Source organism: Psychroflexus maritimus (assembly GCF_011089875.1).
Lineage (GTDB): Bacteria > Bacteroidota > Bacteroidia > Flavobacteriales > Flavobacteriaceae > Psychroflexus > Psychroflexus maritimus.
This window is the reverse complement of sequence record NZ_JAANAS010000045.1, coordinates 1-20,058: the sequence shown is the minus strand read 5'-3', so window position 1 is coordinate 20,058 and position 20,058 is coordinate 1. Positions and strand designations below refer to the sequence as shown.

Here is a 20,058-nt window from a genome sequence, read left to right as displayed (position 1 = left end):
ATTAATTGTGGTAAGGGTTTTTATATTCCTTATCTTCCAAGATACGTAAAATATCTTTTTCCATGGTTTCTGTGGCGTATTCTACAAAACGATTTATCTCTATTCCATTTTCTAGAATAATAAAAGTAGGTATCATTTTGAGCTGAATTCGTTCTATTTCTTCTTTACTGGCGTTTGGTATTTCTTTACTTCGGTTAACGCCTACCAATTTAATTTGGTTAGTATCCCAACCCGATAAGTCAAGCAGTTTGATAAGTCTAGGTAATTCTCTTCGACTATCGGGGCACCAGGTGCCAAAATAAGCTTCAACTTCAATTTCTCTTTCGCCTATAAGTTGACTTAGTTTTTCAATTGTTTTTTCATTGGGTTGGTAGGCCTTATAGTAGCGGTTAAACCAAGTGGCATGTACAGTTTCTTTAAATTCTTCTAGGCTTATTTCGCCAACTACATTATCTTGAGCCAGGCTTAGATTGGCTAATAAAAAACTTAAAATTACAATTAGATTCTTCATTTAAACTAGTGGTTTTTGTGTCATTAATTCTGGTTGTTCAATACCCATTAATTTTAAAATAGTGGGAGCAATATCACCTAAAATTCCATCGTTTATAGTTTTTAAATTTTCATCGACTAAAATTAGTGGAACAGGATTAGTTGTGTGTGCTGTGTTTGGGCTTCCATCTTCATTTTTCATCATTTCAGAATTACCGTGATCGGCAATAACAAGCATAGAATACCCGCTTTTTTTAGCAGCTTCTACTAATTCTCCAAGGCATTGGTCCACCGTTTCACAAGCCTTCACAGCAGCATTAAAGTCGCCAGTATGTCCAACCATATCTGGATTAGCAAAGTTGATGCACATAAAATCGGCACTTGCGTTTCCTATTTCAGGCAATAGTTTATCTTTCAGTTCAAAAGCACTCATTTCTGGTTTTAAATCGTAGGTAGCTACTTGAGGCGAATTAACTAAGATTCTCTTTTCACCCTGAAATGGAGTCTCGTTACCTCCAGAAAAGAAGAAAGTAACGTGGGGATATTTTTCGGTTTCGGCGGCACGTATTTGAGTTTTTCCCTTTACGGAAAGTACTTCACCTAAAGTAGCTTTTAAGTCTTCTTTTTTGTAAACTACCCTAACATTTTCAAACATTTCGTCATACTTTGTCATTGTGACGTAATAAAGTGGAAGTGTTTTCATTTGATAATCGGGGAAGTTTTTTTGCGTTAATGCCTGTGTAAGTTGTCTTCCTCTATCGGTTCTAAAATTAAAGAAAATAACTACATCGCCTGCTTCAATTTGGGCAATGGGTTTTCCTTCTTTAGTCATGAGTATAGGTTTAATAAATTCATCGGTAACCCCATTATCATAACTTTTTTGCAGGGTATTTATGGCTTCTTCGGTGGCTTTTCCTTGAGCATTGACCAGTAAATCATAGGCTTTTTTTACGCGTTCCCAACGCTGATCTCTGTCCATGGCGTAGTACCTGCCAATAATACTAGCTAGTTGTGTATTGTGTTTTTTTAAATGCGGTAGCAAATCTTGAATATAAGATTTACCAGATTTAGGGTCAACATCGCGTCCATCAGTAAATGCGTGTACAAATTTTTCTTGAACGCCGGCATCATCAGCTGCTTTTACAAGCCCTTTTAGATGTTTGATGTGTGAGTGCACGCCTCCATCACTTACAAGGCCGAGAAAATGAACCTTTCTGTTTTTGCTTTTAGCGTATTCAAAAGCTTGTTTTAGCTCAGGTTCATCTTTAAGGGTGTTTTTTTCAACTGCTCTATTAATTTTTACGAGGTCTTGGTAAACAATTCTACCAGCGCCAAGATTCATGTGTCCTACTTCAGAATTCCCCATTTGTCCTTCTGGAAGTCCCACATGTAAGCCATCAGTTCTTAAAGCGGCTTTAGGATATTTTTTTTGGAGTTGATCCATAGTTGGGGTATGCGCCTGATCTACTGCAGAAACATTTTTATTCTGGGCAATTCCCCAGCCATCTAAAATAGTTAATATAACTTTTTTGTTCATAATACTGTATTGTTTGCAAAAGTACTAAAATTATAAAAGCTTTGCTAATTAGCCTTATCACTTCCTTTTTTTTACAAAAAACTTGTTCACTACAAGCATTAAGGTATTAGCTGCTGGTTAATTCCAAGGATAAATTGATCTTGGTAATTTTTGAAAAAACCTGGCTCTAGCTCATTTAATCCAACTAGGTTTTCCTTTTTTATTTTTTGAATCAGATTATTTTCTAAATAAGTTTGGAGATAGATTTTAGCTTTTGGTTGATAACTGTAATGCCAAGGTTCAAAAAGATAACCTTTCCTTTGCTTATGATTATTTGGATAAGCTTCGAAAAACCCAAATTTATGGGCATTTACTTGCATCCAGTTATAGAGTTGAGCAAAAGCGCCATGTTTTAAATAGTTTTCTTCTTCAAGCCAATCATTTTTAGGGGCATCAACTTCAGCTTGAATAATATCAATATCAGTTCCCCAATGATGTCTTGAAGTTCCAGGAATAGAGGAGTAGGTAGTAATTTGATTAATGATTTCAAGCGTAGAATTACTATGAGTTTGAAATTGTTTGTATTTGTTTTCAAAAATTTCCTTTTGTCTTTTGAAACTTCTAAAAGCTGAAACTATTTCTATGTGTATTTGGTCTTTAAGAGCAGCTTCCTTCATCTTTAAAAAGGCTTGAAGGCTTTGCTTTTCTAACTGAAAATTTCCGAAATTAACCAAGTGTGAATTAGATTTTCCTAGAAGATATTCAAATTTTTCTTTATTGTTCAGCCAAACTTCAGAAGGAAAAAAGCTTGAAGCTATCCCACTAGAAAGCATTAATTGATTAAATTTTCTTCTTTTCATTTTATTCATTAGGTAAGCAGGTAAAAGCCATAAGTAAATGAGGACCTACTTCTTTAATTTCAAATTCTTCTCCATAGCTATTAAAACCATGTTTTTGATAAAAGTTAACGGCTTTAGCTCTTGCATTACACCAGCACAAGTTAATATTTTTGTTTTGAAGAAATCTTAAACTATAGGTTAAAAGTTCTTTTCCAACTCCTTTGGATTGCATTTTTGGATGAATAGCCATGCCCCTTAATTGGTATTGTTTGTTTAAGCGGAAGCGGTCATTTTTAAAAGGCATTAAACTAAGAATACCTATAAGCTGTGAATTAAAAAAAGCACCTATATGAAAGGTGCTTTTTAATTGATCACCATCAAAAATACAAGTTTCAATGGCTTTGTTTTTTCTTAAAACTAGCTGCCTTAGTGTAAGACAATCAGCAGGTTTTACGAGTTTAAAATTTATCTTTTGATTATTTTTTGTCTGCATAATGGTGATCTACAATTCCGTAGTTCAGTGACTCTTCAGCATCCATCCAGTAGTCTCTGCTAAAGTCTTTCATTACTTTTTCAAACTCTTGGTCACAGTTATCCGCTAAAATTCGTGCGCTTAGTTCTTTGGTTTTAAGAATTTCATTAGCTTGAATTTCAATATTTGAGGCTTGCCCCTGAGCGCCACCCATGGGTTGGTGAATCATTACTTTAGCATGAGGCTGAATAAATCTTCTTCCTTTTTCGCCAGCGGAAAGTAAAATTGAACCCATTGAAGCAGCTAAACCACTACACGTAGTAGCAACAGGGCTTTTAATGGATTTCATGGTGTCATAAATGGCAAAACCATCAGTCACATATCCGCCTGGACTATTAATGATAAGTTCAATTTCTTCATTGCTTTCTAAATCTAAGTAAAGGAGTCGGTCTATAACATGCTTAGCCGATTTACCATCTACTTGTCCGTTTAAAAATACTTTTCTATTTTCTAAGAACTTTTGTTCTATCAGATCTTCTACTTTACCTTTTTTGGTAGCCATAATTTGGTTTAATTTAATATCGGGATAAAAGTAAAATTATTTTTAAGTTTTCAAAAATGAATTGTTGTAGAATTAACAAAAAACCCACAATTTAATGTGGGTTAATTGGATTAATGAAGTTTTATAGGCGTTTAGTCTGGAAATTAATTTCGCTGGCCTTTTACTCGGTTTCTTCCTTTTTTTTCGCTTCTATTTTTTTCGCCTTTTGCTTTACCTTTTCTAAAGCCTTTTCTTTTTTTTTCAGCAACACGTTCTTTTCGTTCCTGCTTTATTTCTTCCCATTTGGTATATTGTTCATTAGAAAGTACTGATTTCATTTTTTCTTCAGTGGCACTTCTTCTAGCCTCCATAGAGTTTTTTCTAACCTTTCTAATTTCGGCTCGTTGAGTCTCAAGTTGCTCACGCTTTTCTCTTGCGGCTTTTCGCCTTTTAACTTGCTTTTTTCTTATTTTTTTTGTTTCCTTTTGAGCTTCTACAAAATAGATTTTTAGCTCTTTTTTTTGTTCATCAGACAAATTTAACTCTTGATCTAGCCGATCAACTTTTTCCTGTGCTCTTTCTTCAGGATTTACTTCTTGCATTTGTCTTTTTTGTGCGTAGCTAAACATACTTGTTATAGCTAGGGCAAATAAAATTAAATATCTCATTGTTTTTTATTTGTATTCATATTTTTCAATTACCGTGCCAAAAATATAGTTTGTTAATCAAAAAACTTTGGTATTTTTGCTCGTTCACAAATTTACACAAAATGGCAATGATGAATAAAAATACAGTTTTAGCATGGGCTACATTTATCATGATTATAGTTGGTTTAGGTCTTATCGCTTTAGGTTTATTTAGGTACCAAGAAATAGCAGGCTGGGGGTTTGGTGCTGTTGGTGTTGGTTTTTTAGCCAATGCATGGGTGTTTAATGCGCTAAAAGGAAGAGTATAAGTTTTGAAAGCTCCAAAAATTTTTAAATTATCGGATATTACCAAGAGTCTTCAAAATATGATTCTTGAACACTATAATGGATATTTTTGGATTCAAGCCGAGATTGCTAAACTTAACTTTTACCCGAGAACAGGTCATTGTTTTCCCGATTTAGTTGAACGTGAGCGTGGTAAGGTTAAGGCGGAGCTAAAATCAATTATTTGGAGCACACAATTTCAAAAAATTAACGAGAAATTTAAGACTATAGCCAAAACAGAGCTTCAAGAAGGAATGTCTGTTTTGTTGCGTGGAAAACTTAATTACCACCCCACTTATGGTTTTTCAATTCATATTTATGCAATAGACCCTAAGTTTACTTTAGGGAATATGGCTAAAGAGAAAGATGACCATATAAGGCGATTAAAAAAGGAAGGCTTGTTTGATTTAAACAAACAACTTCAGTTTCCTTTACTTCCGAAAAACATTGCCATTATCTCTTACAATACAAGTAAAGGCTATGCTGATTTTAATCAAGTGATGCGTCAAGAAGCTAAAGAATTTTCTATTAATTATCAACTTTTTCCTTCTTTACTTCAAGGCGATGGAGCTACTAAAACCTTAATTACTCAATTACAATACATCAAAAATAACTGGCGAAAGAAGTTTGATGTAGTTTTAATTATACGAGGTGGGGGAGGTGACGTGGGCATGAATTGCTACAACGATTATGAATTATGCAAAGAAATTGCAGAATTTCCGCTACCGGTTGTTACTGGTATTGGTCATTCTACCAACGCCACTATTGCCGAATTAGTAGCTCATAAAAATACAATCACCCCTACACAAACTGCTTATTTTCTCCTTGAAAAATTACTTCAGCAGAAGGAAGAATTAAACCTTTTCACTCTTCAGTTGAAAGACTTAAGCAACATTATATTGAATCAAGAAAATGAAATCCTGAAAGAGGTTCAGCAAAAAATCTATAATCAGCTTAGAAATAAGGTAGAAAAACAAAATTCAAACCTCAATAATATGCAGTTGCTTTTAGATAAATCTAGCTTGGTATTTTTGTCTAAAAACCTTCATCAAGTTGAAGATTTGAAGAAAATAATTAGCGCTAAAGCAAAATCTATTTTTGACAAAGCACAAACCACTATTGAACTTCAGCAAAAAAATCTTTTGTACTTTTATAAAAATTATTATTTGAAAAGAGAGTTTGAACTTAACTTACTAGCCAACAAAGTTGAACTTAATTCTCCAAATCAGATTTTTAAACGAGGATATGCGGTGGTGATGAAAAATAATCAAATTGAAAAAGAGGTCAAGAATTTTAAATCAAATGATTTAATCACTATTAAGATGTACGAAGGAGAAATTGAAGCTAGTGTTACTAAAACCAAAGTTTATGAGTCGTAAAGAACTAAGTTATCAAGAAGCAATTATTGAACTTAAAGCTATTGTAAATCTTATTGAAAATGAAGAAGTTGAAGTAGATGATTTACTTCAGAAGGTCAATCGAGCTACAGAATTAATTAAGTTCTGCAAAAATAAACTTCACGGTACCCAAAAAGAGATTAATGGAGCCCTAGAAGAGCTTAATGATTTATCTATAGGTACAGTTGATGAGGATGAAGCTGATGTAAATTAAAAAAGGGATTCAGATTTTAATTTGAATCCCTTATCTTGTTTCTACATTAAATTGTAGATTAATAATAGGTAAACCTCCTTACTTTTGAAACGTATTTAGCCAACCTAATTACTTGATGAGAATATCCATATTCATTATCGTACCACACATATAAAACAGCGCTTGTACCATTGCTGTGTACTTGTGTTGCATTGCTGTCAAATATACTTGGTGCAGAAGAACCAATAATATCGCTTGAGACAAGTTCATTGTCTATTGAATATTTAATCTGTTCTACTAAATTTCCTTCTAGTGCATATTTTTTTAGGCAGGCATTAATGGCTTCAGCACTTGTTGATTTTTCTAGGTTGAGTTTAAGAATAGCAAGCGAACCATTAGGCACTGGTACACGAATAGCATTAGATGTAAGTTTTCCTTCTAAGGCGGGTAATGCTTTAGAAACAGCTTGACCTGCTCCGGTTTCAGTAATTACCATGTTTAAAGCAGCGGCACGACCTCTTCGGTATTTTTTGTGCATGTTATCTACCAAGTTTTGATCGTTGGTGTAAGCGTGAATGGTTTCTAAATGCCCGTCTTTTACACCAAAGCTTTCTTCAATAGCTTTTAATACAGGAGTAATGGCATTTGTAGTACAAGAAGCTGCTGAGTAAATAAAGTCTTTATCTGGATTAACATCGGTTTGATTAACACCATGAACAATATTAGGCACTCCTTTTCCTGGTGCGGTAAGTAAAACCCGCTTTGCTCCTTTAGCTTTTAAATGTCTTGCTAAGGCTTCTTGGTCTCTAAAAGCACCTGTATTGTCAATAATAAGCGCTTCACTAATTCCAAATTGTGTGTAATCAATATCCTCTGGTTGGTTGGCAGAAATCATGTGTACAGAAGTGCCATTTATAATAAGGCATTTATTAGCTACATCAATATCAACTGTTCCGTTAAAAAGACCGTGTACTGAGTCTGTTTTTAAAAGTGAGGCTCTTTTTTCTAAAACAGTTGCATTTACTTCTCCACGTGTAACTATGGCTCGGAGTCGCATTTGAGCACCTTTTCCAGTTTTGGCCATTAATTCTCTGGCTAATAAGCGTCCAATTCTACCAAAACCGTACAACACAACATCTTGTGGATGAATAGGCTCCATATTTTGTGCTGATTTTAATTTGTTAGAAACAAAATCGGTAGTTTCACCATTGTAATCTTCGGCATGGAACTCATAGCTAAGTTTTCCAATATCTATTTTGGCAGGCGGCAAGTCTAATCTTAAAATAGCTTCAGCTAATTCAGAGGTATCAAAAACAGAAATTGACTTTCCTACAAATTTTCCGGCATAATCATGTAAGTTTAAAATTTCACTTACATTTTGATCGATTAAGTTGTTTTTGAAAATCACTAATTCAATTGATTTCTCGTACCATAAATCGTTGACAGTTTTGATAAACTTTACGGCCGCTTTTCTTTTATCAGCTTGCAGCGCCAACTCTTTTTCGTATAAATCTGGTTGTGACATAGTTGTTATGTAAATAGGTTTATTATTTGGCTGCAAATTTAATTATTTCAAAGGTTTTCGTAAAGTTAATGTAAGTAAATAATTAAGAAATATTCAAACAAAAAAACCGTCTCGGTAAAGAGACGGTTTTTAAACTATTTTTTGTGGTAATAAACTATTTATTTCACAATTTTAAAAGAGTGATTTCCATTTTCAGTTTCTACTCTAACAATATAAACACCGTTAGACAACTTGTTTAAATCAATACTTACTTCAGTGTTGTTACTGAAACGATTAGTAGCTACTTGCTTACCAGCCATATTGAAAATTTGAGCATTTTCTATATTAACATTAGCTTGCATAAATAACTTATTGCTGTTTACGTACTGAACAAAAGCATTTTCTTCGATAAATTGAGCATTAGATAAAGATGGCTCAGTAGTAAAACTCCACTCAACTACCCCAGTTGCTTCACCAACAGGATTGATAGGAGTAACTCTCCAATAATAGGTAGAATCTAGTGCCAAACCACTTAATAATAGTGATGGCCCTCCTAAAGTAGTATCAAATACGTAATCGCCAGGCTCAACGCCTAATTCAAAGAGGTATTCAGTAACTAGGTCAGATCCTTCAGGAAGTTCCCAAGTAAACTGATATTGATTTACAGGGTTACCTTCTTGATCTTCACCTTCTACTAAGAATACAGTTGATCCGTCTGCCGGATCTGGGTTAATGGCTGCCTCTGGAGCATTATCTACGTTAATTAAAGTATATGTTGTAACACCAGCGTCACCCCATGAATTATCCCAATCTATTTCAAAACTAACTAAGTCGTTATTTCCGTCTAAAGTGTAAGTTCCTGTAGCGTTAAATAAATCCCCAAAATTATCCTCAAATTCATCAACACTTAAGGTTTGATCTGCAGTATTTACATTCACTGTAGCGGGTTGATTTGCGGCATTGTATATATTAAGGTAAACCCCTCCAGTGATGTCATCTAAATCAAATGAATCGGTTCCAGCAGTTGTAATGGTTGCAAAAGATTCTGTTTCTAAATCAGTGTTTTCTGGATCACAACCTCCTTCTCCATCACCAGCACAAAATGTTGTACTTGTTTCAAAAACCATATCAGCTTGAAAAGGGTTTTGAGCGAATAAAACAGTACTTACTAGCATGCTTAAAATAAAAGTAATTTTTTTCATATTATGAGTTTTTAAAAATTTTGTGTAAATATAATGATTTAATCAATATATAGTTTAATTTTTTTCTTAAACTTAACTTAACTAAAAACTAGTCTTTTTTTAAAAAATTTGAACTCATCACATACAAGCATATTTTAGTTTTTATTCTATCTAATTTTTAATTACAAGATTGTAAAACGTATTTAAAACCTAAAGATAGTTTAAATACTTCGCATACTTAATTACTATTCAGAATTAAGCTTATCTTTGCAAAATCTTGAAAACCGTAGAAAAAATAAAACAACCCATAGCTCATGAAATGGAACTTTTTGAAAAGAAGTTTCATTTATTCATGAATTCCCCTGTTGTTTTACTAAATAAAATCACCCATTTTATAGTCAACCGAAAGGGAAAGCAAATGCGCCCTATGTTTGTTTTTTTGGTGGCTAAAATGTTGAATAATGGAGAAGTAAATGACCGTACTTACAGAGGTGCTTCTGTTATTGAATTGATTCACACGGCTACTTTAGTTCATGACGATGTGGTTGACGATTCTAATAGGCGTCGTGGTTTTTTTTCGATTAACGCGCTCTGGAAAAATAAAATTGCCGTGCTTGTTGGTGATTTTCTGTTGTCTAAAGGACTCTTGCTTTCTATTGATAATGATGATTTTGATCTTTTGAAAATCATATCTGTTGCAGTAAGAGAAATGTCTGAAGGGGAGTTACTTCAAATAGAAAAGGCTAGACGTTTAGATATTACTGAAGAAATTTATTATGAAATTATTCGCCAAAAAACAGCGACTCTTATTGCTGCTTGCTGTAGTTTAGGCGCCGCTGCAGTTCAACCAAATTCTGTACATGTTGAGAGGATGAGAAACTTTGGCGAGTTGATTGGTATGGCTTTTCAAATTAAGGATGACCTTTTTGATTACGGCGAAAAGCGAATAGGCAAACCTACCGGGATAGATATAAAGGAACAAAAGATGACTTTACCATTAATTTATGCGCTTAGTCAGGCGTCATCAAAAGAGAAAAAATGGTTGATTAATTCTGTGAAAAATCACAATAGAGATAAATCTAGAGTAAAAGCAGTTATTGATTACGTGAAAACTAAAGGAGGCCTAGATTATGCCATCAAAAAGATGAAAGAATACCAGCACCAAGCCTTAGAAATATTAAAAGATTATCCAGATAGCGAGTATAAGAATTCCCTTAAAATAATGATAGATTACGTAATTAATCGCGAAAAATAGTCAGTAAGCAACTTTTTTTGTAAGTTTTGTTTGTGTCTAATTCTTTGAATTGGTATGATTTAATTCCACTGCTCATCGTAACCTAAGTTATCGTCAAGCTCATCAAAATCATCATCAAATTCATTAAAATCTTCTAATTCATCAGCTTCAAATTTTTTCTCCGGTGGAGAATCAGGAAGTTGCCCTTGAGCAAACATTAAGTTAGGATAATCAATGGCCTCTTCTGGGGCAATTTCATCAGCCAATTCAACATAAAAAGTCCACATACTTAAAAAGTCATATACGTAAATCATTTTCGTACTCTTGTTGTGTAAAACTTCATTTATTTTCGTTTGGCTCATTAATTTTACCTCATTCATTCCGTCAGAAACATCAAATAAAACAATTTCTTCGCCTTGATTCCATTTTTCATCACTTAAGTAAAATGAAGCCATTTCTCCGCCATCAAACCCAAAAGATTGATTGATAGCATTATGTAAATCTTCCAACGAATCTTCTTTGTGTATTTCGATGTCTCTAAAAATTTCTTCAATGGTATCTAAAATGATTCTTATTCGGTAAATTTTCATAGGTTGTTTATTTTTGATTCAATATTTTTATTTTTTAATGCAAGCAGCCAAATATACATTTGTGTACCAAACATAAGTGCAGCAAGAATAAGATGACTAGCTTGACTTCCAAATGGAAAATTAAAGTAGTACATGAGTATTCCTGTAATAACTTCAAGACCAATAATGAGGATTAATGTGTTTGTCCAAACATAGCCTAGTTTTTTAGACTTATTTAACCACCAAATCATTAAATTAACAAGCACAACAAGAATAGAAAAACTTCGATGTGCATAAAAAAGTAATCCGGGGTCTTCAATCCAAACTGATTTACCTTCATGGCCTAATTCTCTTAGTAAATCGTCAACACTTTGCCTTACTTGTGTACCCATAACTATTTGAATTAAGGATAAAACTAAGCCAAAAAGCAAGAGATTTTTAAAGGTAGCATTAAACTTTCTGTTTTTTGTTTCTGGCGCTGTTATGCTCAATAAATAAATGAGTAATGCCACTATAAGTAGAGCAACAATCATGTGTAGTGTGATTCTTATTGGTAGGAGTTCAGAATATACAACCGTTGCTCCTAACCAAGCTTGAAAAAGCAATAGTAGGAGAGTGAAAGTTGAAACTAAAGTAATTTTTTTGTTTTCTTTCCATTTTCCAATAGATAAAATCGTCATGATTAAAACAGCTAATCCAGAAAGTGCTCCTAAAAGTCGATTGATGTATTCAATCCAGGTATGAGTTGCGTTAAAAGTTGAGTAGGAGTGTTTTTCGTATTTTTTCCATTGTTCAGGATTAAATTGATTACCTGAAATAAAATTAGCTTGAGCAACTTTCAGACTTTCTTCGTAAACAATTATTTGTCCTTTGAAATAAGCTTCATTGGCTTGCCATGTAATTTCCTCTTCTGAAGTTGGCGGAATATAAAAGCCAAAACATTTCGGCCAATCTGGGCACCCCATACCACTTCCTGTCATTCTTACTATTCCTCCAGCAATGATGACTAAGTAGATAATAGTTAAAGCAATTTTCAAGCATTTTCTATACATTAGTGTGCGTGTTTAGTTAAACCTAATTCTTCTGCTTTTTTAAACATTAACTTTTTTGCAGCTTCGTACTCATTTGGAATTTCACCGTCTAAAATAGCTTCTTTAATTGTGTTTTTAATGATTCCTATTTCTTTGCAGGGTTGCAAATCAAATATTTTCATTATTTCACTTCCCGAAACCGGCGGCTGAAAGTTTCTAACATGGTCTCGTTCTTCTACTTCTTTAATTTTAGATCTAACTTTTTTAAAATTATTGTGGTAGCGTTTAAATCGTTTAGGGTTTTTGGTAGTGATATCAGCTTCACATAAAATCATTAAATCATCTAAGTGATTGCCAGCATCAAAAATTAATCTCCTTACGGCAGAGTCGGTGACTTCTTCATCAACTATTGCAATAGGTCTGGAGCTTAACAAGACCAATTTTTGGACATATTTCATTTTGTCATTCAAAGGCATTTTGAGTCGCTTGAAAAGCTTAAATACCATTTTAGCTCCAATGTATTCATGTCCGTGAAATGTCCATCCATTTCGTTTGCTGAATTTTTTTGTTGGTGCTTTTCCAATATCATGCAATAAGGCTGCCCAGCGCAACCAGAGATTGTTAGTTTCTTTAGAAATATTGTCAACCACTTCTAGGGTGTGCCAGAAATTATCTTTATGGGTTTGGCCATCAACCTCGTCAATTCCTTGTAGCTGTGTAAGTTCAGGTAAAAGTAGGCCTAAAAGTTGAGTTTTATGCATTAATTTAATGCCTTTTGAAGGTTTTTCAGTAAGCATTATTTTATTGAATTCGCTTATTAATCTTTCTTTAGAAACTATTTTTAGACGTTGACTATTACTTTCAATAGCCGCAAGCGATTCATTTTCAATCTTAAAATTAAGCTGTGCCGCAAAGCGAATGGCACGCATCATTCTTAATGGATCATCAGAATAAGTTAGGCTAGGAGCTAAAGGTGTTTTGATTAATTTCTGTTGCAAGTCTTCTAGCCCATTAAATGGATCTAAAAGTTTTCCGAAATGGTCTTGATTAAGTTGTAAGGCTAAGGCATTGATGGTGAAGTCTCTTCTGTTTTGGTCGTCTTCAAGGCTTCCTTGTTCTACTTCAGGGTTTCTAGAATTTTCAGCGTAAGACTCTTTTCTTGCTCCTACAAACTCAATTTCTATATCAAAAGCCTTTAACATAGCAGTTCCGTAGTTCTTAAAAACCTGAACTTTTGGTTGATGCGGTAATAATTGAGCTGTTTTTTTTGCTAATTCAATTCCACTACCTACAGCAACAACATCAATATCAATGTCTTTTTTCTTTCTATTCAAGAAGAAGTCTCTCACAAAACCACCAATTACATAAGACTCAAGGTTGGTTTGATCTGCGGCTTTTGTTAAATATTCAAAAATGGGGTGTGTTAATGCCTCTTGATAATACTTCATAAGCTATTTTCTTAAAATTTTCACTTCGCCGCTAAGTCCAATTTTAATTACACTTGAGGGACCAACATTAGGCTTAGAAAAATCTTTTTTCACAATGTAATCTACTTGGTCTTTTAGCGATTGACTTATGGATTTAAATTTTTTAGGGGTAGGCTCTCCTGCAAAGTTGGCTGAAGTAGAAACAATAGGCTTCTTAAACTTTCTAATTAACTTTGAACAAAATTCATTTTTGGGTACGCGTATTCCTAAGGTATCGTCTTCACCAACCAAATTTTCAGCTATTCGAATTGGTTTTTCATATACAATAGTAGTTGGTTTATTAGCATATTTAAGAATATCATAAGCCACTTCGGGAACTTCTTCAACGTATTGATTGAGCATTTTAAAATCACTTACCAAACAAATCATAGCTTTATTATTTGGTCTGTTTTTAAGCGCAAACAAACGGTCAACAGCTTCTGCATTTGTAGCATCACAACCTAGCCCCCAGACCGTATCTGTGGGATATAAAATAATTCCTCCTTTTTTAAGTGTATCAATACACGCATTGATTTCGTCTTGCATCTAGCTGTTTTTTTGCAAATTTACATTTAAACTAAAAACTAGCCTTTTAAAATAGGTATTTTTAAACTTCTTTTTTGAAGCATTAATGCAAGAATTTATCTATTGGTTTCTTTATAGCTTGAAAGTCCGCATTTAAATGAGAATACATAAGGTTCTACATTTTTTTAAACTCAACTGACTCTGTGAATTTAAAATTCAAGCTAGTCTGTTTAAATTTACCAAAAATTAACTAAGTTTGTAACATGTTTAAAAACTTAGGTTTATTAGTGATGAGCGTCTTGCTTTTAGTCTCCAATTTTTCAGGAGCTATGAGCATTCATTATTGCCATGGTGAACCCCACAAACTTAAAGTTGAAGCTCTAGAACTTCAAAAAACCTTTGTAAAAGAACTTTCTTGCTGCTGTCATCAACAGGAGGTTACAAGCTGTTGTTACAACCAGTCTTATGATGAAGTTTTTTCGAATTCTTTTCGTTTATTAGATCAAGAGAATAGCGACTTTACGCTTGTTTTTTTAGCTTTAGAACCTAAGCCGTTAGCTCTAGCGTTTAGTGAGAATAGGACTCACAAAACTACTTATTTCTACTGCAAACAAGCTAATTCACCACCTTTATACAAACTTTACTCAAAATACATTTTGTACGCCTAGTCTATTTCTAAATTATTTGATGTAACAAATTTTTTATGAATAGAAATGAATAGGATATAAATGAAAACACTTTTTTTTGGACTTTTTGTAATAGTCCTTTTACCCAACGCAATTGCACAAGATTTTGTCAGCGGTATTGTGCAAGATGAATTTGAATTTCCATTAGAAGGAGCCGAAATATACTGGCAAGAAGACCCCGGTTATAAAGTTTACACAAATACCGAAGGAGAATTTAAAATTGCTCTATTAGATCAAGCTAAAAATCTTGTTGTACGTTATTCAGGTTTTTCTACCTATCGGTTTGAAGCCACTTCAACTCAACAAGATTACATTATTGAATTGAGTACTTCTGAAAACCTTGCAGAAGTTGTTTTGAGTATTGTTCCTCAAACCACCTTTCGAAAAAAATCAAGTACAATTAATTCGTTAATTATGCACGAAGACGAACTTAAAAAAGCGGCTTGTTGTAATTTATCAGAATCTTTTGAAACCAATGCTACGGTAGATGTGCGTTATTCCGATGCTATTTTAGGCAGCAGGCAAGTGAATATGCTAGGCTTAAACAGTCCTTATTTATATGCTTCTAAAAACTCCCTCCCAATAGCAAGAGGGGCTTCGCAGGCCTTTGGTTTAGCTTTTATTCCAGGAACTTGGGTTGATAAAATAGAAGTTACCTCAGGTGTAAATAGCGTAGCCGACGGATTTGAAGCTATTGCTGGTCAGATTGATGTATCTTTTAAAGAACCTGATCCTGAGGAGCCGCTTTTTGTTAATATTTTTGCTTCTGAAGATGCTAGGTTTGAAGCTAATGTCCACTTCAACCAGAAAGTAGCTAAGGACTTAAACACCTCATTATTTATTCATGGAAGTACTAGAACTGCTGAAAACGATAGAAACAAGGATCAGTTTTTAGATAGTCCCATTGGAGAACAACTAAATTTACTCAATTCATGGTCTTTTACTCCCAAGGAATCGAACTTGCGTGGCCAGCTTAACCTCAATTTTGTAAACGACAGGAAGCAATCTGGCGAAGTAGGTTTTTCCCCAAGCCAACATCAATTAGGTAATGAAGTATGGGGAGCAGAAATCAAAACTCAAAAAATGGATGTGGACACCGATTGGCTTTATCAACTCTCTGAGGAAAATAAATCTTTTTTTGAGTTTAAGGCTGCTTTTAGGTACCATGACCAAGAATCTTATTACGGTCAACGAAGCTTTGATATTGAACATAAACATTGGGTTTCAAAATTAACTTACGAAACCTTATTACCTAAAACCGAACATCGTTTTTTAGCTGGAATTCAGTACATGAGAGATGACTTTGAAGAAGTTGTTGATTTTCAAGGCCTGTCTCAATTTTCTAGAACCGACCATAACCTAGGAGGTTTTGCTGAATACACGCATAAATTTAATCATAAACTGAGTTTAACTTCAGGTATTCGATTAGATTACCACAACCAAATAGGTGTTTTTGCTCTGCCAAAGATGCATTTAAAATACCAGCTTTTTGATCAAACATTAATTAAAGCTTCCGCTGGAAGAGGCCGAAGAATAGCAAATGTTTTTGCTGAAAATCAACGTTTTATGGCTAGTAACCGAAGTTTTACTATTCCTTCTTCAAATGAAACGAATAACGGAAAGATATATGGCTTAGAAGCTGAAGATGCGTGGACCTTTGGAATTAATATTCAACAGGATTTTGAAATTTTTGAACGCTGTGGAGAGTTAATTATCGATGCTTATTCTACTCAGTTTAGTAACCAAGTTGTAGTAGATTTAGACCAAAGCGCACAACAAGTGGTTTTTTATAATTTAGAAGGAAAATCATTTTCCAATATTTTGCAAATTGATGTTAATTACAATTTAATTGACCACTTAAACTTTAGAGGTTCCTACAAGCATTATCAAGTAAAAACTGATTTTATTTCAGGACGACTTTTTCAACCGCTTCAGCCTGAAAATCGTGCTTTTGTCAATTTATCTTACCAGTTGAATAATAAAAATGAGGAAAAAACCTGGAAATTTGACGCAACTTATAATTGGACTGGAAAACAGCGGTTGCCATTTACCAGTTCCAATTCAGAAGCCAACCAGTTAGCTGAATTTTCAAATCCATTTTCTACAGTAAATACCCAAATCACCAAATTGTTTTCAGAAAAATTTGAAGTGTATTTAGGTTTAGAGAATGTATTTAATTATCAACAAGAAAACCCCATTTTAGGAGCTGATAATCCTTTTGGAAGTGAGTTTGATGCATCCCTTATTTATGCGCCAATTTTTGGTAGGATGTTGTATGTGGGCTTGAGGTACTCGCTTTAGTTTTAAAATCTCAAATTAATATCGGATAAGAGTTATTTTTAAGTTTTTGATAATTAATGTGTCTTTGTGGTGTACAGGAAATTAATTTATCATGTGGAGAAGTATAATACCCCCAATTTGTTAGACCACTTTTATGCCATTTATCAATTGAAATTAACGTAATAAAACGCCCTTTTTTCCCTTCTGTTTCATTACAAAAAGAAACCATAGCTTAGGCTATGCTTGATTTTTCTAATTCACATAAAGAAAAAAATCATCGTTTTATTTTCCAGTAATTCCAAATAATTACTGATATAAATTTGTTTTAAAAGATTTTTGCTTTTGCATAATAATTGAAAATACTTTGAATAGTTTTCAATTCATTAATTATGCATTTAAAGCCAATTTTTTTGTTGTTTTCCATTTTTTGTTTTGCCTTGCAAATGAAGGCACAACGATTTATAGGAACAACAAAAGATACGGTGAATGAACCTTTGGGAAAAAATTGGAGTATTAGCTTGGGGTATTCAAGTATTCCTCCACATTTAGGAGAAGCCACAATTTTTGCAGACGTCCCAAATCATCCAGTCATTAACGAAAGCCTTCCAGAAGTAAATTTAAGCGGAGGTCCCCATATAGCAACACTATTTCATTTTAGAGAAAAGTGGTATTGGGGCTTAAGTTACAGCAACAATTCAGTAAATAAGTCTTCAGAAAGAGGTAGAGATTTTGTTTCATCTTTTGGATTAAACTTTGGTTATCAGCAAGCTTTAAAATATGATTCCAAAGATTTTTTTGCGGCATTTGAACTAGGAATAGCCTCCTACAACATAAGGCGTGGATTAGTTGGTTTTAGGGAATACAATAGCGTAAGACTTCAGCGAGAATCTGCTGTGTTCACACCAGCTATTCGCTTGGAAGTGAATTTATACAAAGAGCAATTTTATCTGTTTGTACAGGCTAAGTATTTCTTAAGCTTTTTTGAAGATATAAGAATCCGCTTAAATAAGGATAATCCTGATGAAGAAGATGAGACAGATACAAGCAGTATTCGCTTTGATGACCCTGGAGTTGAGGTAAGCAAAAGTGCCCGATTAGACTTTCAACATCCCTACGAATTTGTAATTGGTATCCGCTATAATTTTGATTTTTAAAAAATGGAAACAATGAAACACGCATATATAAAGCTTCTACACACAGGAGGATGATGAGACGTGTCGCATCTGACCAATAAAAAACAATAAATATAAACAGATGAAAATGATTTTTAAAATTAGCGTATTAAGTTTGCTTTTCTGTTTTACAGTTTCCTCAACTGCACAAACTTTTGATTTAAGCAATCCAAGAGATGCTTATAAAATTGATGAAATGGGTTTAAGCTCATTTGAATTGTACTACACTAATATTTTCAATATGTATGGCAAAACCTACAGAAATCCAACTGTAGAAGAGGAAACTAATGGTGTTGTAAACTATTCTGAGCGATTAAAAAACCAAGGAGTACTCAAAGAAGAGTGGCGAAATTATCCCGTATATTTTCACGGTATTCAGTTTGAGGAAGGGATAAAAAACAGAAATTTACTAGGAACAAATCCACAGCTGACTAAAGACATATTAGTAATTCAACAGTCGTATTTTTCAAACGAATTAGGCTTTCAACAAGTTCAGGACTATTTTTCAATCACTGAGCTTGAAAATAACTCAATATGGGATGGTTTTTTTAGACCCGAAATTTTCAATGAAGCATCTAAAGTATTCAAAAAAGACACCTTTGATACCATAATTAAAGAGCACACACAACAGAGTGGGATTAACGTAATTTCATTTTTATTAAAACAAGAAGCAAATGCATCCAAATCTTTTCAAGTAAGTACTTACGTATATCTAAACGACGTTTTATTATTTGCTACTATTCTCAACATGAATTTATGTAATTATGATTATGAATTTGAATATGAATTTGAATTTGAATATGATTGTCTAGAAAGCTACGATTTAGCTGATTTTAGCAATCAAAAAAAATTAAAACCAATGGTACACACGCTTTTTGAGAACATTCAGAAATATTAAATGCTAAAGGCGAATTTACTCCAGTTTGAAATTCACATAAACATTGAATTATGAATCTTACATTAATCAAACATTTACTACTATTCATCATCTTCACTAACCTACTTACAAGTTGTGCTAGTTACGAGATGCTCCCTTACAATTATCTTAGAATTGGCCATAAGAGTAAGCTTTTTTATGAAATAGACAATAGGTATGTCATGGAAGAGCGAAGAGGTGAGCAAATTAAAATTAATGAAACAGTTTTTGTTCAGGGAATAATCAGTTTAAAGGCGAATAGTTTTGAACGATTACCGTTTCAAGAATTTACGCTAAAGGAGTTTGACGCTAACATAAAAAAAGCATTAAATGATCATCTACCTAATTTTCAAATGAAAGAAAACCTAACCTGGACCAATAAAAACTTTCCAGAAATCTACGCCTTACAAACTTATGACCCTCAAGAAGTAAAACACGAAGATTTGTTAAGAATTGCTTCGATTAGAGATAATGAGTTAACACTCATTCCATTAATCTCTGTATATGTAAATGAACGAATTGATCATGACAACATCACCTACAAACTAAATCTTGCACTCTATGTAATTGATGCATATCAAATTTATCATGCTAAATCGGTTGGCCTTTCCAAAAGCTTTGATTCTAGGCGGATAAATAAAAATTATGAATTTAAATTTTCTGCCTCAGATTGGGAGTTTCTGGTTTTAGAAGCATTGGGAGATTTGGTGGAGAGAGCGGAAACCAAAAGAGTTTGGTAAATCAATTCTTTTATGAATTTATTTTAGCCCCCAATAAGTTCGGAGTGATATTTTAAATTTCAAAATACTACTTTTGAGATATGAAATACAAGAAATGGAGTTTAGAGGAGAAACTAAAAATTCTGTCCTCATCTGAAGAATTAGGAACCGTTGAGACTTGCCGTAAATATAAGGTCAGTACGGCCACTTTCTATAGTTGGAAGAAGAAATTTGATAGCCAAGGCGAAGCAGGGTTAAAAGTCACCTATGACACTCGTAGCAAAGAATTAAAGCAAGCAGAAGAGGAAAATAGAATACTGCGTAAGCTTTTAAGTAACAAGGAAATTGAGTTGGAAG

Annotated in this window: 22 protein-coding genes; 10 read left to right on the top strand and 12 right to left on the bottom strand. The window is 33.5% G+C overall.

Annotated features, from left to right (window positions below; translation table 11 throughout):
• Position 1: 1 nt before the first annotated feature.
• The 6 genes from G7034_RS06410 to G7034_RS06385 all read right to left on the bottom strand — a co-directional run bounded on the left by G7034_RS06410 (position 2) and on the right by G7034_RS06385 (position 4,525).
• Positions 2 to 511: a TlpA family protein disulfide reductase gene (locus G7034_RS06410; RefSeq protein ID WP_166400142.1), complete on the bottom strand. Its 510-nt coding sequence runs from the start codon at positions 509 to 511 to the stop codon at positions 2 to 4.
• Positions 512 to 2,026: a 2,3-bisphosphoglycerate-independent phosphoglycerate mutase gene (gene gpmI, locus G7034_RS06405; protein WP_166400141.1), complete on the bottom strand. Its 1,515-nt coding sequence runs from the start codon at positions 2,024 to 2,026 to the stop codon at positions 512 to 514.
• Between the two features lie 98 nt (positions 2,027 to 2,124).
• Positions 2,125 to 2,865 (bottom strand): M15 family metallopeptidase, encoded by a 741-nt coding sequence (locus G7034_RS06400; RefSeq protein WP_166400140.1) that lies wholly within the window; start codon positions 2,863 to 2,865, stop codon positions 2,125 to 2,127.
• A gap of 1 nt (position 2,866) precedes the next feature.
• A complete protein-coding gene (locus G7034_RS06395; RefSeq protein ID WP_166400139.1) occupies positions 2,867 to 3,337 on the bottom strand; it encodes a GNAT family N-acetyltransferase in 471 nt (156 codons plus the stop codon).
• Positions 3,321 to 3,878, bottom strand: coding sequence for a ClpP family protease (locus G7034_RS06390; RefSeq protein WP_166400138.1), 558 nt, complete (start codon positions 3,876 to 3,878; stop codon positions 3,321 to 3,323). The genes G7034_RS06395 and G7034_RS06390 overlap by 17 nt, the downstream gene beginning before the upstream one ends.
• A gap of 143 nt (positions 3,879 to 4,021) precedes the next feature.
• The gene (locus G7034_RS06385) at positions 4,022 to 4,525 is read right to left on the bottom strand and encodes a Spy/CpxP family protein refolding chaperone (RefSeq protein ID WP_166400137.1); all 504 of its coding nucleotides are present in this window, start codon (positions 4,523 to 4,525) and stop codon (positions 4,022 to 4,024) included.
• Positions 4,526 to 4,635: 110 nt separating this feature from the next.
• On the opposite strand from G7034_RS06385, the gene G7034_RS06380 reads away from it, so the two are divergent.
• Genes G7034_RS06380 through xseB form a run of 3 tightly spaced genes read left to right on the top strand, consistent with a single transcriptional unit; the run spans position 4,636 to position 6,439 of the window.
• Complete coding sequence (locus tag G7034_RS06380) at positions 4,636 to 4,812, top strand: CAL67264 family membrane protein (protein WP_166400136.1); 177 nt, start codon at positions 4,636 to 4,638, stop codon at positions 4,810 to 4,812.
• A gap of 3 nt (positions 4,813 to 4,815) precedes the next feature.
• Positions 4,816 to 6,207 carry an exodeoxyribonuclease VII large subunit gene (gene xseA, locus G7034_RS06375; RefSeq protein ID WP_262886462.1) on the top strand — a complete coding sequence of 464 codons (1,392 nt, stop codon included), beginning with the start codon at positions 4,816 to 4,818 and terminating at the stop codon, positions 6,205 to 6,207.
• Complete coding sequence (gene xseB, locus G7034_RS06370; protein ID WP_166400134.1) at positions 6,197 to 6,439, top strand: exodeoxyribonuclease VII small subunit; 243 nt, start codon at positions 6,197 to 6,199, stop codon at positions 6,437 to 6,439. The genes xseA and xseB overlap by 11 nt, the downstream gene beginning before the upstream one ends.
• Before the next feature lie 58 nt (positions 6,440 to 6,497).
• Here xseB and G7034_RS06365 read toward each other — a convergent pair whose 3' ends face one another.
• Both G7034_RS06365 and G7034_RS06360 read right to left on the bottom strand, forming a co-directional pair.
• On the bottom strand, positions 6,498 to 7,943 hold the full coding sequence (locus tag G7034_RS06365) for a glyceraldehyde-3-phosphate dehydrogenase (RefSeq protein ID WP_166400133.1): 1,446 nt from the start codon (positions 7,941 to 7,943) through the stop codon (positions 6,498 to 6,500).
• Positions 7,944 to 8,101: 158 nt separating this feature from the next.
• Positions 8,102 to 9,124 (bottom strand): T9SS type A sorting domain-containing protein, encoded by a 1,023-nt coding sequence (locus G7034_RS06360; RefSeq protein WP_166400132.1) that lies wholly within the window; start codon positions 9,122 to 9,124, stop codon positions 8,102 to 8,104.
• Between the two features lie 256 nt (positions 9,125 to 9,380).
• Between G7034_RS06360 and G7034_RS06355 the strand changes: the two genes are divergently transcribed.
• On the top strand, positions 9,381 to 10,358 hold the full coding sequence (locus tag G7034_RS06355) for a polyprenyl synthetase family protein (RefSeq protein ID WP_166400131.1): 978 nt from the start codon (positions 9,381 to 9,383) through the stop codon (positions 10,356 to 10,358).
• A 59-nt stretch (positions 10,359 to 10,417) separates the two neighbouring features.
• Here the strand turns inward: G7034_RS06355 and G7034_RS06350 are convergent, their stop codons facing one another.
• From G7034_RS06350 to G7034_RS06335, 4 genes are read right to left on the bottom strand one after another with little or no spacing between them, the layout of a single operon-like run.
• A complete protein-coding gene (locus G7034_RS06350) occupies positions 10,418 to 10,927 on the bottom strand; it encodes a plasmid pRiA4b ORF-3 family protein (RefSeq protein ID WP_166400130.1) in 510 nt (169 codons plus the stop codon).
• Positions 10,924 to 11,958 carry a COX15/CtaA family protein gene (locus tag G7034_RS06345; RefSeq protein ID WP_166400129.1) on the bottom strand — a complete coding sequence of 345 codons (1,035 nt, stop codon included), beginning with the start codon at positions 11,956 to 11,958 and terminating at the stop codon, positions 10,924 to 10,926. Before G7034_RS06345 ends, G7034_RS06350 begins: the two co-directional genes overlap by 4 nt.
• Positions 11,958 to 13,385: a CCA tRNA nucleotidyltransferase gene (locus tag G7034_RS06340; protein ID WP_166400128.1), complete on the bottom strand. Its 1,428-nt coding sequence runs from the start codon at positions 13,383 to 13,385 to the stop codon at positions 11,958 to 11,960. The genes G7034_RS06345 and G7034_RS06340 overlap by 1 nt, the downstream gene beginning before the upstream one ends.
• 3 nt (positions 13,386 to 13,388) lie before the next feature.
• The gene (locus tag G7034_RS06335; protein WP_166400127.1) at positions 13,389 to 13,949 is read right to left on the bottom strand and encodes an L-threonylcarbamoyladenylate synthase; all 561 of its coding nucleotides are present in this window, start codon (positions 13,947 to 13,949) and stop codon (positions 13,389 to 13,391) included.
• A 242-nt stretch (positions 13,950 to 14,191) separates the two neighbouring features.
• Here G7034_RS06335 and G7034_RS06330 point away from each other — a divergent pair, with 242 nt between their 5' ends.
• The 6 genes from G7034_RS06330 to G7034_RS06305 all read left to right on the top strand — a co-directional run.
• Positions 14,192 to 14,596, top strand: coding sequence for an HYC_CC_PP family protein (locus G7034_RS06330; protein ID WP_166400126.1), 405 nt, complete (start codon positions 14,192 to 14,194; stop codon positions 14,594 to 14,596).
• Between the two features lie 60 nt (positions 14,597 to 14,656).
• Positions 14,657 to 16,915 carry a TonB-dependent receptor gene (locus tag G7034_RS06325; protein WP_166400125.1) on the top strand — a complete coding sequence of 753 codons (2,259 nt, stop codon included), beginning with the start codon at positions 14,657 to 14,659 and terminating at the stop codon, positions 16,913 to 16,915.
• Positions 16,916 to 17,283: 368 nt separating this feature from the next.
• Complete coding sequence (locus tag G7034_RS06320; protein ID WP_166400124.1) at positions 17,284 to 18,048, top strand: hypothetical protein; 765 nt, start codon at positions 17,284 to 17,286, stop codon at positions 18,046 to 18,048.
• 106 nt (positions 18,049 to 18,154) lie between these two features.
• Positions 18,155 to 18,964: a hypothetical protein gene (locus tag G7034_RS06315; protein WP_166400123.1), complete on the top strand. Its 810-nt coding sequence runs from the start codon at positions 18,155 to 18,157 to the stop codon at positions 18,962 to 18,964.
• A gap of 50 nt (positions 18,965 to 19,014) precedes the next feature.
• Positions 19,015 to 19,722, top strand: coding sequence for a hypothetical protein (locus G7034_RS06310; protein ID WP_166400122.1), 708 nt, complete (start codon positions 19,015 to 19,017; stop codon positions 19,720 to 19,722).
• Between the two features lie 80 nt (positions 19,723 to 19,802).
• The coding region (locus G7034_RS06305; protein ID WP_166399221.1) for a transposase at positions 19,803 to 20,058 on the top strand (256 nt) is incomplete at its 3' end.